Source organism: Gracilibacillus alcaliphilus, from assembly GCF_016909015.1.
Classification (GTDB): Bacteria; Bacillota; Bacilli; order Bacillales; family Amphibacillaceae; genus Gracilibacillus; species Gracilibacillus alcaliphilus.
In genome coordinates this window covers 21372-34611 of sequence record NZ_JAFBFA010000030.1, presented here as the reverse complement: position 1 = coordinate 34611, position 13240 = coordinate 21372, and the positions used below count along the sequence as shown (strand labels likewise).

10 protein-coding genes are annotated in these 13240 nt (G+C 39.9%); all 10 read left to right on the top strand.

The window, feature by feature from the left end:
- Positions 1-222 precede the first annotated feature (222 nt).
- Positions 223-627, top strand: a complete 405-nt coding sequence (locus JOD18_RS18140; RefSeq protein ID WP_204670533.1) for a DUF3397 domain-containing protein — start codon at positions 223-225, stop codon at positions 625-627.
- Positions 628-1007: 380 nt separating this feature from the next.
- Positions 1008-2630: a bacillithiol biosynthesis cysteine-adding enzyme BshC gene (gene bshC / locus JOD18_RS18135; protein ID WP_204670532.1), complete on the top strand. Its 1623-nt coding sequence runs from the start codon at positions 1008-1010 to the stop codon at positions 2628-2630.
- Positions 2631-2976: 346 nt separating this feature from the next.
- A complete protein-coding gene (gene mraZ / locus JOD18_RS18130; protein WP_204670531.1) occupies positions 2977-3408 on the top strand; it encodes a division/cell wall cluster transcriptional repressor MraZ in 432 nt (143 codons plus the stop codon).
- 24 nt (positions 3409-3432) lie between these two features.
- Positions 3433-4371 carry a 16S rRNA (cytosine(1402)-N(4))-methyltransferase RsmH gene (gene rsmH / locus JOD18_RS18125; RefSeq protein WP_204670530.1) on the top strand — a complete coding sequence of 313 codons (939 nt, stop codon included), beginning with the start codon at positions 3433-3435 and terminating at the stop codon, positions 4369-4371.
- A 31-nt stretch (positions 4372-4402) separates the two neighbouring features.
- The gene (gene ftsL, locus JOD18_RS18120; RefSeq protein WP_204670529.1) at positions 4403-4780 is read left to right on the top strand and encodes a cell division protein FtsL; all 378 of its coding nucleotides are present in this window, start codon (positions 4403-4405) and stop codon (positions 4778-4780) included.
- A gap of 9 nt (positions 4781-4789) precedes the next feature.
- Positions 4790-7012 carry a penicillin-binding protein gene (locus JOD18_RS18115; protein ID WP_204670528.1) on the top strand — a complete coding sequence of 741 codons (2223 nt, stop codon included), beginning with the start codon at positions 4790-4792 and terminating at the stop codon, positions 7010-7012.
- Between the two features lie 84 nt (positions 7013-7096).
- Positions 7097-9022, top strand: coding sequence for a stage V sporulation protein D (locus JOD18_RS18110; RefSeq protein WP_204670527.1), 1926 nt, complete (start codon positions 7097-7099; stop codon positions 9020-9022).
- A 288-nt stretch (positions 9023-9310) separates the two neighbouring features.
- On the top strand, positions 9311-10768 hold the full coding sequence (locus JOD18_RS18105; protein WP_204670526.1) for a UDP-N-acetylmuramoyl-L-alanyl-D-glutamate--2,6-diaminopimelate ligase: 1458 nt from the start codon (positions 9311-9313) through the stop codon (positions 10766-10768).
- A 95-nt stretch (positions 10769-10863) separates the two neighbouring features.
- Positions 10864-11850, top strand: coding sequence for a phospho-N-acetylmuramoyl-pentapeptide-transferase (mraY, locus tag JOD18_RS18100; RefSeq protein ID WP_204670525.1), 987 nt, complete (start codon positions 10864-10866; stop codon positions 11848-11850).
- On the top strand, positions 11847-13193 hold the full coding sequence (gene murD / locus JOD18_RS18095) for a UDP-N-acetylmuramoyl-L-alanine--D-glutamate ligase (RefSeq protein WP_204670524.1): 1347 nt from the start codon (positions 11847-11849) through the stop codon (positions 13191-13193). The genes mraY and murD overlap by 4 nt, the downstream gene beginning before the upstream one ends.
- Positions 13194-13240 lie beyond the last annotated feature (47 nt).

The following is a 13240-nucleotide window of genomic DNA, read 5'->3' as shown; positions in this document are numbered from 1 at the left end:
TTTGTATGGTTAATTACCTTTTACATATGTTACACCCAGTACTTATCTAAACTGACCCCCAGATATCTTGCTTGTGACACGAACCATGATCTATATTAAACAACCTCTATTTGTCGAATATTTTACTTGATTGAAAAAGATTGTCCTATATAATTGAATTACAGTTATGATGTTTAAGATCGAACTTTAAGATTGTGGTTTGGATGGAAAAGAGGTATGACGATGGTTCAGGGAATTTATTATTTACTAGCATTAATGGTCACTTTGCCATTGCTAGTGACTTATGTTGTGTATGTACTAGCTCTCAAAATTTCTCGACAAAAAAGATACGCTTTTCATTTTGCAATTGACTCCACAACCATTCTTTATATTGCTGCTGTCGTTGCAAATGTAAAATGGATATTCTCGCTTAATTTATTTGGTTATATTATTGCCTTTTTACTCATTTTATGGCTGATCATGGTTGTTTTTCATTGGCGTACGTATACAGATATTGTTTTCGCCCATGTATGGAAACGATTTTGGAAGCTGACATTTTTATTATTTTTTGCTCTTTATATCATTAGCAGTGTAATAGGGATTGTTTATAGTATAACCAGTGTTTTTATCATTGCTGGGATCTTTTAAGAAGTTGTTCCAAACCAGTATGTCCTGATAGACATTGCTACCCATGAAAACATTAGTTGCCTTCCTAATTTGATTTACATGCCTTTATCAGAGTTGAAAGGTTGCGTTTTTTTGCGGTTGTGTGTTCCGTGTGCTGGATAGTTTCATTACATGATTCATCCCCCTATCCCCAGTTTTTTTAAAAAAATAATGGTATGAATAACGCAAAGTTAGGAGTATCTACCTTTGGAAAACAAGTCATTCTTCTTTTTCTTTCAATCATAAAAGGGAGCTTTGGCCGAGAGTGACAAACAAATTAGATGCTTTTCTGTTTCGTATTATGTACAATACTAATGAATTACACTATCATACATATTTGACGATAAAGGGGTAAATGATTCATGCAGATCGAATCCAAACGACTCAATTTACATAATAAATTTATGGTTGATTACTTAAAAGGCGAGCACCAGCTCTTATCCCACTTTGATTATAATCCCATTGATTCTAATTTATTTCATGACCGGCTTAAGGATATTAACAAAGGGGCGGCAGAAAGACACCGATTAACAGAAGTATTATTACAGTTGAATAAGAAGTGGCACGCCTCCGAATCATCTATTGATAATATTGAACGCTTGCGGGAACAGAATAGTGTGGTGGTGATCGGTGGACAGCAAGCAGGGATTTTGACGGGCCCCTTGTATACCATTAATAAGATTATTTCGATTATTGCCTTGGCCAAAGAACAAGAAGAGCAGTTACAGGTGCCGGTTCTGCCTGTGTTTTGGATTGCAGGGGAAGACCATGACTTTGATGAAGTAAATCATATCTTTATGCCGGAACATACTTCCTTACAGAAATGGAAGATTGACAGTACACATGGCGAAAAGGTATCCGTCTCCAATCGAGACTTGGATCAGGAGAAGGTAAAAAAATGGATGACATCTGTATTTTCATTACTGCAAGAAACGTCTTATACCAAAGGTCTATACCAATTATTGTTGGATCAACTGGCAGAATCAGAAACGTATGTAGATTTTTTTGCTCTGGTCATTCATCAATTGTTTGCTGACAGCGGCCTAATTTTGGTTGATTCAGGTGCAAAGGAACTTCGGCAGCTGGAAGCGGATTTCTTTAAAGAGCTTATTGAAAAGCAGCCGTCCATCAGTCGTCATACTTATCGTTCGCTGCAATCTATGCGAAAGAAGGGGTATTATGTCAGTGTGGATGTGAAAGAAACCGATGCCCATTTATTTGTGGAAGAGAATGGAGAACGGATTTTATTACAGCGGAATAATGATAATTGGCATGGGAAGAATGATGAATGTTCTTATTCCCAGAAGCAGCTGCTTGAGATAGCAGCAAACCAACCTGAACGGCTGAGTAATAATGTGGTGACAAGGCCATTAATGCAGGAAAAATTGTTTCCAACCTTGGCCTTTTTTGCCGGTCCTAGTGAAGCTGCTTATTGGTCGATACTTAAGGAGGCCTTTCATGATGTCTCATTGAAGATGCCTCCGGTACTGCCAAGAGTATCGCTGACAATTCTTGAGCAAAAAACAGAAAAATGGCTGGATAGAATGGAACTGGAACCTAGTGCTGTTATCAACAATGGGGTACAGGTGGAGAAGCAACATTGGCTTGCTGCGCAGACACAACAGCCAATTACTGATTTAACCGAGCAATTCAAAGCAGTTGTTGCAAAAACGCATCTTCCGTTCCGAGAGATTGCGGACAGCCTTGGGGATGATGTTTCTCAGTATGCCGATAAAAATTTACGCCTGATCTGTTATCAAATAGATCAGATGGCTAATCGTCTGGAAAAAGAATTTAAGCAGAAATATAGTACACAATTGCAGTTATTCGATCTTATCGATCTCCAACTCCACCCGCAAGGTGGTTTGCAAGAGCGGATATGGAATCTTATTTATTTTCTCAATTATTATGGAATGGACTGGTTGAAAGAATTGCAGCATTCCCAATTGGATTGGCAACAGCAGCATTATATTGTTCGTATTTAATAATGATGGAGCTGATACGCAAAAGCGTGGCAGCTCCATCATTGCCTCTAGCAAAGATAATATACTTTTCAATAACATGATTCCAAATGAAGAGAAACCTTCACTTATCTAAGTTCGATGTAGATAGGTGAAGGTTTTTTATTATCCAGATTACCGCTCCCCACTCGAAGGCACAAACACTGCAATATCCCCCCACCATCCCCCACTTTATTTCTTATATAGATAAAGCTTGATTTTATCAGTACTTTGATACCCTTTTTGATAAAGGATTAATTTATTTTGTAATTAATAGTGGTGAAAAGTGGGGGAATGTGGTACGATAAAATAGAAAGTGGGGTGCGTGGCTATGTTCATGGGAGAATATCAGCACAACATTGATACCAAAGGGCGTATTATTGTTCCTGCCAAGTTTCGTGAAGGCTTGGGTGAGCAATTTGTGATTACGCGTGGATTAGATCAATGTTTATTTGCTTATCCTATGGATGAATGGCGCCAACTAGAGGAGAAATTAAAGAAACTCCCACTTACTAAAAAGGATGCACGTGCATTTACTCGATTCTTCTTCTCGGGTGCCGTGGAGTGCGAACTGGATAAGCAAGGAAGAATTAATATTCCAGCACCACTGCGAAAGTATGCTGATATCGAGAAGGAATGTGCAGTAATCGGTGTATCTAATCGAGTAGAATTCTGGGCTGAAGATAAATGGAATGATTTTGTTGATGTCTCAGAAGAATCTTTCGCTGAAATAGCAGAGAATATGATGGATTTTGATTTGTAAGAAACGAAATGGAGAGGTGAGGGCATGTTTGGACACTATACGGTTTTAAAGCAGGAGACAGTTAACAACTTACATATAAAACCGGGTGGAACGTATGTGGATTGTACATTAGGAGGCGGCGGCCATTCTGAGTACATTCTTCAGCATCTTGATGAGAATGGTTACCTGTTTGCTTTTGATCAAGATCAGACAGCCATAGAAGCAGCACAAGCAAGGTTAAAGAAATTTGCAGGACAAATCACCTTTGTGAAACAAAACTTTCGTTACTTACAAGAAGAACTAACTAAAAGACAAATAGATCAGGTGGATGGAGTCGTGTTTGATTTAGGTGTGTCATCTCCACAGCTTGATCGTGGGGAAAGAGGATTTAGTTATCAGCATGACGCTCCGTTAGATATGAGAATGGATCAAGACCAAGGTATAACGGCTTATCATGTTGTGAACGAGTGGCCTTATGAAAAATTGGTTTCCATTTTCTTCAAATATGGAGAAGAGAAATTTTCTAAACAAATTGCCAGAAAAATTGAAGCAGAGCGATCAAAACAGCCGATTCAAACAACATTTGAACTGGTTGATATCATCAAGGAGGCGATTCCAGCTCCTGCAAGGAGAACGGGCGGCCATCCGGCCAAACGGATTTTTCAAGCGATTCGTATAGCTGTTAATGATGAGTTGCAAGTTTTTGAAGAGGCGCTGGATCAAGCAGTTCATCTGCTCCGGCCGGGGGGAAGGGTAGCTGTTATCACATTTCATTCCTTGGAGGACCGCATTTGTAAACAAGCCTTTAAAAAGTGGAGTACTCCTCCTGAATTACCCCGTAATATTCCTGTGCTTCCTAGTGAATACCAGCCGGATTTTCAGCTGGTTAATAAGAAGCCGATTGTTCCGAATGCAGAGGAACTGGAGGCAAACAGGAGATCACGCTCCGCTAAGTTAAGAGTGATAGAAAGAGTGAAGGAATAATATAAAACATGGAGAAAGGTGGCAAATGTTAATGAGTAGTCAACATGCAAGAGACTTAAGACATGAAAGACTAAGTCAACCTGTTCGACAACCGAAAATTGTGAAAAAGAAAGTGAAAGTCCAAAAACGCTGGGTAACCCCTGGCGAGAAAATAATGTATGCTGTATTTGCTGTTATTTTCTTAAGCATTTCTGCTTATATTGTTTCTTACAGTTCTTCCTTAGATCAACTTAATCGCGAAGTAGAAACATTAAATAATCAAGTCGAACAACAAAGTGTAGTAAACACAAATCTATCCTTTCAGATCAAAGAATTAAGCCAGCCTGAACGCATTATTGAAAATGCCAAGAGTCATGGCTTGAAAATACAAAATACTAAAGTTAAACAAGCAAATGAATTAACAGATTAGGTGTATAACATGAAAAACAGAGTAACCGAATTGATGCCTACTGTTTGGATTATTATCTTTGGTTTGTTATTTACTATAGTGCTGGGACGCTTTATGTATCTCCAAGTTGTAGGAGAGGTTTCTGGTGTGTCAATTCAAGAATTGGCCGATGAGAAGCGAACCAATCATTATTCGATTCCAGCTACCAGAGGGACGATATATGATCGTAACGGCATGGCACTGGCGCAAGAACATATAGTATATCGTTTATATGCCGTTCTTGATGAAAACCAAACTGCTAATCCAATGGCACCAAGGCATGTATCAGACGTAGAGAAGACAGCTGCGAGTTTGGCTCCGATTATTGATATGGAAGAAGAAGAAATAGCTGAGAGACTTCAGTCAGGGATTGAAAAGGGACAATTTCAAGTGGAGTTTGGCTCAGGTGCCAGGGAATTAGATCAAAAGCAAAAAGAAGCGATAGAAGAACTAGAACTACCTGGTATTCATTTTATTGAAGAACCGATTCGCTTTTATCCCAATGGTATGTTTGCCTCACACACGATTGGCCTGACCGATAAGCAGGATGATAAGATCGTTGGGATCAATGGTATTGAAGGTTTTATGAATGATAGCTTGACAGGGGTGAATGGCAGTTTATCCTATCAGCGGGATCAATTTAATATGAAGCTGTTAAATCCAAAAGAAGTGATTAATGAACCTGATAATGGTGAGAGTGTGGTCTTGACGCTCGATCAAAAAATTCAAACCTTGCTGGAAGACGCCTTAACTGGAGTAATGGAAGAGTATAACCCAGACCGTGTATCTGCCATTGTTATGAACCCAAAAACAGGTGAGATATTAGCATTAGGTAATAGACCTAGCTATAATCCGAATGATATGGAAGAAGTAACAAATTGGTATAATGATGCTATTGCAACCCCGTTTGAACAAGGGTCTACAATGAAAATTTTCGGATTGGCAGCAGCTATAGAAGAAGGTGTATGGAATCCAGATGAACAATTCCAATCAGGTTCATACAAACCGGAAAGTTATGTACCAGCCATTGGTGACCATAACGCGCGGCGTGGCTGGGGAACCATTAGTTATTTAGAGGGGATTCAACGCTCTTCTAATGTAGCAGCAGCAAAATTAATGTATGAGAAGCTTGGAACAGAGCGTTTTATGGAATATCTACAGTCTTTTGACTTAGACAAGAAAACAGAGATTGACTTGCCGGGCGAAGTAGAAGGACGTCTGCTACAAGATAATTTAATTGAAATCATCACCACTTCATTTGGACAAGGAAGCACGGCGACCCCAATGCAGATGATGAAGGCCGCAACAGCCATTGCCAACGGCGGCAAAATGATGAAACCTTATGTAATCAGCAAGGTGGTCGACAGTGACACCAGTAAGGTAATTGCAGAACACACACCAGAAGTAGTAAGGGAGCCTATTTCTGAAGAAACGGCGCAAGAGACATTAAAGATACTGGAGACAGTTATTACTTCGGAGACTGGTACAGGACATAATGTTTATAATCTAAACGACTATACAGTTGCTGGAAAGACAGGTACCGCTCAAATACCTGATCCAGAAACAGGCGGTTATAAAACAGGCAGGGAAAATTATGTCTTTTCCTTCCTTGGTATGGCACCTGCTGATGATCCAGAATTAATGATATATGTGTCTGTAAAGGAACCTGAATTGGAAGATACAGAAACGGGTTCTGCTCCTGTGTCATTTGTATTCAAAAATGTGATGGAAAATAGTTTGCGCTATTTAAATATTCAACCTGATAAAGAATCCAATGAACCGATAAAAGCAATTGAAATGCCTGAATGGGAAGGAAAAGAGACAAGTCAAGTAGTAGAACAATTGCAAGCAAATGGAATCCAGCCAGTTGTTGTCGGTGATGGCGAGAATATTACCAAAATTAATATTGCAGCTGGAGATAAGATATCAGCTCGACAAACGGTCTTTGTAGCAACTGATCAATTGACGATGCCAGAAATGACGGGATGGTCTTTCCGGGACATCTTAGCCTTTAAAGAGTTCTTAGATTTAGATGTCGAGTGGTTAGGCAGTGGTTATGTTGTGAAACAAAGTATTGAAGCAGGAACACCATTAAATGAGAAGGACTATCTGATGGTTGAATTAGAAGAACCAGATGGAGCACCTGCGGAGTCTGAAGAAGAGAACGTAGATGAAGCAGAGACAGAAGAAACAGAAGAAACCAACGGGGCATAGCCCAGATGAGACACAGTGTTCTATTCTTGCTTTACCAGTCATATATTGGGACAAATAGTTTCTTAATGTAAAAGGGGAATTGCTATGAAACGAATGACCAATATTCAGGTACAGCGCCGAATAGTAGCTGTGTTTCTTTGTGCACTTGCTGTTGTACTGGTTATTTTGATCCGATTAGGATATGTACAATTTATTTGGTCGGATTTTTTAGTGGAACAAGCGGAAGATTTGTGGAGCAGGGACATTGTCTTTGAGCCTGAAAGAGGGAAAATTCTTGACGCAAACGAAGAGGTATTAGCAGAGAATGTATCGGCACCAACAGTAATGGCCGTACCACGGCAGATTACGGATGCCGAACAAACGGCAGATGTACTTGCAAAGGTATTAGACATGGAAAAAGAACGTGTCCTGGAGCATCTACAAAAGAATGAACGAATCGTCATTTTGAAACCTGAAGGCCAGAAGATCTCTGAAGAGAAAGCTTCTTTAGTACAGTCATTTAATCTAGATGGGATATACATTGCAGAAGATTCGATTCGACATTATCCTCATGGTGCGTATTTATCACATGTATTAGGATTTAGTGGTATTGATAACCAAGGACTTACTGGTTTGGAACTTATGTATGATGAATTGCTGCGAGGGAAAAAAGGAAGTCTGTCTTTTTATAGTGATGCCAAAGGCAAACGAATGGAGCAAAAAGCGGATAAGTATACAGCACCTGTGGACGGGCTTGATCTGAGATTAACAATTGAGCATAAAGTACAAACAATCATTGAGCGGGAATTAGATATAGCAGAGGAGAAATATAATCCAGATGGTGCTATTGCTATTGCAGTAAACCCGAAAAATGGAAAGATTTTAGGAATGTCTTCACGACCGAATTTTGACCCTGCCAATTATCAAGAAATTAGTGCAGAAGTCTATAATCGCAATTTACCTATTTGGAGTACATATGAACCAGGGTCTACGTTCAAAATAATAACACTGGCCGCCGCTTTGGAAGAAGATGTCGTAGACTTAGAGAATGATGAATTTTACGATAGTGGATCGATTGAAGTAGGTGGAACCACTTTACATTGCTGGAAACGCGGTGGACATGGTCATCAAACCTTCTTAGAAGTAGTTCAGAACTCATGTAACCCTGGCTTTATTGTTTTGGGACAAAAACTAGGCAAGGAGAAGTTATTCTCTTATATTAATCAATTTGGTTTTGGAGAGAAGACGGGAGTAGACCTTCAAGGGGAAGCGAAGGGTATCCTTTTTAATTTAGATCGTGTTGGTCCGGTTGAACTGGCCACCACGTCGTTTGGTCAAGGAGTGTCCGTTACACCGTTACAGCAAGTCATGGCTGTTTCAGCAGCAGTAAACGGTGGCTATTTATATGAACCGTATGTGGCTGATGCATTTATTGATTCAGTCAGTGGAGAGGTAGTTTCAGAAACAGAACCTGTCCTGAAAAGACGAATCATATCGCAAGAAACATCGGCACAAGTACAAGAGGCATTGGAATCTGTCGTAGCTTTAGGAACAGGGCGCAGCGCATTTGTTGATGGTTATCGAGTTGGAGGTAAAACAGGGACAGCCCAAAAAGTTGGGGAAGGCGGAAGATACATGGAGAATAATCACATTGTATCATTTATCGGCTTTGCTCCTGCCAATGATCCAGAGATCGTGGTTTATGTTGCTATCGATAATCCCAAAAACACCATACAATTTGGTGGAGTTGTAGCAGCTCCGATTGTTGGTTCCATTATTGAGGACAGCCTTATGGCCTTGGGTGTTCCTCGACAAGAAGAGGGAATCGATAAGGATTATCAATGGCCAGAATCCCCTCCTGTTGAAGTGCCTGACTTAGTGGGGTTGAAAAAAGAAGAATTACAGCAGTACCTAATGTCCTTGCAAGCAGATGTAGTCGGAGATGGGGAGTATATCTTGGATCAGGCTCCTAAAGCAGGTACACAAGTAGAAGAAGGAAGTACGATTCGGTTAGTACTAGGAAATAAATAGTTATAATTATGTATCGTCAATCAGGGTATATTTTGTTATAATATTGTAGTTGTTTATATCTTGTAAACACAACATAATAACAAAACAGTTAAATGATTTGTATGTTTCCTCTTATCATGCTGCTCTTTGTGTACGGGCAACTTGATGTGAGGGAAATGGAAGAACGAGATGTATCAGGATTAACTTAACTTACTCCATTTATTTAGGCTTCTTTGCATACACACTTAAAGTGGGGGTAAGATGGTTAACACAGCGTAAATAATTTTATAAATGAAAAAGGTGAAAGAGATGAATGCAGCAGAATTAATCAATAATTTACCTGACTATACATGTGATAAGGATCTAACAAGTTTAGAGATTCAGCAGATAGAAATGGACCATCGTTTATTAGCGGAATGTTCCATGTTTATATGCATTGAGGGGTATACCGTTGATGGTCATCAATACGCAGAGGCAGCCGTTCAAAACGGGGCAGCCGTTATTGTGGCGCAGAAGCCAGTCGATGTCGAAGTACCAGTTGTGCTTGTTCCAGATACACAACGAGCATTGGCACTGTTAGCGAATAGTTTCTATCAGCATCCCTCACGCCAGCTCAAGGTAATTGGTGTAACGGGAACAAATGGGAAGACATCGGTAACACATATCATTGATGAGATCCATCGATATGCTAAACAACGGACGGCGATGATTGGTACAATCCAAATGACTATGGATCAGGAAGTATACCCTGTAAAGAACACAACGCCAGATTCATTGTTTTTACAAAAAAATCTGGCACTTATGGTGGAAAAAGATATTGACGTCATGTCAATGGAGGTTTCTTCTCATGCCCTAGACCTAGGCAGGGTTCATGGTGTGGATATAGATATTGCTGTTTTTACTAATTTAAGTCAAGATCATCTGGATTACCATCAAACGATGGATAAATATCTGTTTGCCAAAAGTTTATTGTTTGCACAGCTGGGTAATTCACTAGCAGAAGACCGCAGAAAATATGCGATTATCAATAGTGATGATGCACATGCAGATTTTCTAATGAAGGCAACCGCACAGCCGATTATTACATATGGTGTACATCATCGCTCCACCTTTCAAGCGACAGATGTCGAACTAAAGGCAAACGGTGTAGCTTTTAAAATGAAGACACCAGCAGGGGATATGATGGTTGAAAGCCGACTAATGGGAATGTTTAGTGTGTATAACCTGCTGGCAGCTGCAGCCGCTTCTTATGCTTCAGGAATAGACTTAGTGGATATTCAAGCCGTATTTAAACAGACATCCGGCGTAAAAGGTCGTTTTCAGCCAGTGGAACACCAAGGGGATTTCGGTGTGATCATAGACTATGCCCATACTCCTGATTCATTGGAGAATGTGTTGACGACGATCAAGAAATTCTGTAAAGGCAAGATTCATGTGATTGTAGGATGTGGAGGCGACAGGGATCGTACCAAGCGTCCATTAATGGCCCATATCGCCTGTCAATATGCCGATCAAGCGATATTCACTTCTGATAATCCACGTTCCGAATCACCGGAAGCTATTTTGGCAGATATGGTGGACGGCATTGCCCATGAAAATTACCAAGTAGTTAGTGATCGAGAACAAGCGATTCAGCAAGCAATCCAGCAAGCAGAGGAACTTGATGTAATTCTTATTGCTGGTAAAGGACATGAAACATACCAGATAATCGGAGAAGAAGTATTGGATTTTGATGATGAACAAATAGCAAAGAAGTATTTAGATTAAGTAAGAGGTCAGCAGTTAGAGTGAATGACAGCTTCCGCCAGCAATGGTGATAAGCCGAACTGCTTTTTATATTCAAGATAGGAGAGAATAACGTAATGAATCAACTTACATTTTTGGCAACGGTGGCAATAGCATTCCTAATTACAGTGCTTCTTTCGCCGATTATTATACCTTTTCTAAAGAGGTTGAAGTTTGGACAGAGCATTAGAGAAGAAGGACCACAATCCCATCAAAAGAAATCAGGTACACCAACCATGGGTGGTGTAATGATTATTTTAAGTATCACCATTACTAGTTTAATAGTTGTATTTCGCGCCAATGGCGGTCACTTTGATTATGAAGTATTTCTGCTTTTATTAGTATTGATAGGATTCGGTTTATTAGGGTTCTTAGATGATTTTATCAAGGTAGTGTTAAAACGAAATCTTGGTTTAACATCCAAACAGAAATTATTAGGGCAGATTGTCATTGCTATTATTTTCTATATTGTATTGTTACAGCAGGACTTTGCCACCACCTTATTGATACCAGGAACTTCATTTTCTTTTGATTTAGGGTGGTTTTATCCAGTATTTATCATCGTAATGCTGGTAGGTGCTTCTAATGCTGTGAACCTGACTGATGGACTGGACGGTTTGTTAGCAGGTACAGCCGCAGTGGCTTTTGGTGCTTTTGCCATCTTAGCATGGTATGGTACACCAAATACGACGGTTACACTGTTTAGTCTAACAGTAGTCGGCGCCTTGTTAGGGTTCTTAGTATTTAATGCCCACCCCGCTAAGGTATTTATGGGAGACACCGGCTCATTAGCACTAGGCGGTGCAATCGCTGCGATTGCCATATTGCTGAAACTGGAAATCTTATTAGTTATCATTGGCGGAGTATTTGTGATTGAAACGTTATCGGTCATCATCCAAGTAATTTCATTTAAAACAAGAGGCAAGAGAGTGTTCTTGATGAGTCCATTACACCATCATTATGAGTTAAAGGGATGGTCAGAATGGCGTGTAGTGACTACCTTTTGGGCGGTTGCTGTCTTATTTGCTCTACTAGGAATTTATATTGAGGTGTTCACTGCATGAGAAAGTTAACAGATTTTCCTTATCAAAATGTACTAGTACTAGGCCTTGCCAAAAGTGGTACGGCCGTTGCCCAGTTGTTAGGGCGTAACGGTGTGCGTGTTATCGTGAATGATTGGAAGACACCAAAAGAGGATGCCAATGTCCAACTGTTAGAACAGCAGGGGGTTGAGGTAGTGGTAGGGAGCCATCCACTCTCTTTGTTGGACAATGTTGAGGCTGTTATTAAGAATCCAGGGATTCCTTATGAGAACCCGATTATTGAAAAGGCAAGGGAACGTCATATCCCTGTCCTAACAGAGGTTGAACTTATCCATTATTTTGGTGTCGAAGAAGTAGTAGCCATTACAGGTTCTAATGGGAAGACGACAACGACAACATTAATCTATGAAATGTATCAGCAGGCAAACCGTCCAACTGCCTTAGCAGGGAATATTGGTCATGTTGCTTCTGAAGTAGCAGAGCAAATGTCAGAAGGACAAACCATGGTAGTAGAACTATCCTCTTTCCAATTGTTAGGCATCGAGGTATTTAGACCGCGAATCGCTGTGTTACTTAATATATTCTCTGCCCACTTAGATTATCACCATACAATGGAACATTATATGGAGGCGAAGGCCAATATTACGAAAAATCAAACAGAGAGTGATTTTCTTGTTTATAATGCCGATGATCAGCATGTCTGTCAGATGATAAAAGATTCCGAGGTACAACTAGTACCGTTTAGCCGGCAGAAAGTAGTAGAAAATGGCGCATACCTTGATGGGCGGACGATTTATTTTCGAGGAAAGCCCATTATCGATATCGATTCAGTTGTTCTAGTAGGAGATCACAATATCGAGAATATTTTGGCAGCTATCTGTGTGGCTAAAGTCGATGGTTTATCTAATCAAGCTATTTATGCTGTTTTAACAAGCTTTACAGGTGTCAAACACCGTCTTCAATTTGTGAGAGAATGGAATGGCAGAAGATTTTATAATGATTCAAAGGCAACCAATATTCTCGCTACTTCAAAAGCTTTAAGTGCTTTTAAACAACCCGTTATTCTTTTGGCGGGTGGATTAGACCGCGGGAATGAATTCGATGAATTGATTCCATATATGTCTTATGTAAAAAGCTTGATTGTCTTTGGACAAACGAGTGAGAAGTTAGCAAAGGTTGGGCAAGCATTAGGTATTTCGAATATTATTTATGCGGAGAATGTGGCAGAGGCGGTAGAGAAAGCCTATCCATTATCAGAGGAACAAGATGTTATCTTATTGTCGCCAGCATGTGCCAGCTGGGATCAATATAAAACCTTTGAAGAAAGAGGTAACATGTTTATTGATGCAGTGCATAAATTATAATAGGGGCTTGTCTATTATAATTTAAGAAAACGGTAATGGTAATAGAA

Excerpts from the sequence above, each read along its gene's own strand:
- ftsL (WP_204670529.1), top strand. The coding sequence starts at position 4,403 with ATGAGTAGTCAACATGCAAGAGACTTAAGACATGAAAGACTAAGTCAA.
- JOD18_RS18110 (WP_204670527.1), top strand. The coding sequence starts at position 7,097 with ATGAAACGAATGACCAATATTCAGGTACAGCGCCGAATAGTAGCTGTG.
- mraY (WP_204670525.1), top strand. The coding sequence starts at position 10,864 with ATGAATCAACTTACATTTTTGGCAACGGTGGCAATAGCATTCCTAATT.
- murD (WP_204670524.1), top strand. The coding sequence starts at position 11,847 with ATGAGAAAGTTAACAGATTTTCCTTATCAAAATGTACTAGTACTAGGC.
- JOD18_RS18115 (WP_204670528.1), top strand. The coding sequence starts at position 4,790 with ATGAAAAACAGAGTAACCGAATTGATGCCTACTGTTTGGATTATTATC.
- JOD18_RS18105 (WP_204670526.1), top strand. The coding sequence starts at position 9,311 with ATGAATGCAGCAGAATTAATCAATAATTTACCTGACTATACATGTGAT.
- bshC (WP_204670532.1), top strand. The coding sequence starts at position 1,008 with ATGCAGATCGAATCCAAACGACTCAATTTACATAATAAATTTATGGTT.
- mraZ (WP_204670531.1), top strand. The coding sequence starts at position 2,977 with ATGTTCATGGGAGAATATCAGCACAACATTGATACCAAAGGGCGTATT.
- JOD18_RS18140 (WP_204670533.1), top strand. The coding sequence starts at position 223 with ATGGTTCAGGGAATTTATTATTTACTAGCATTAATGGTCACTTTGCCA.
- rsmH (WP_204670530.1), top strand. The coding sequence starts at position 3,433 with ATGTTTGGACACTATACGGTTTTAAAGCAGGAGACAGTTAACAACTTA.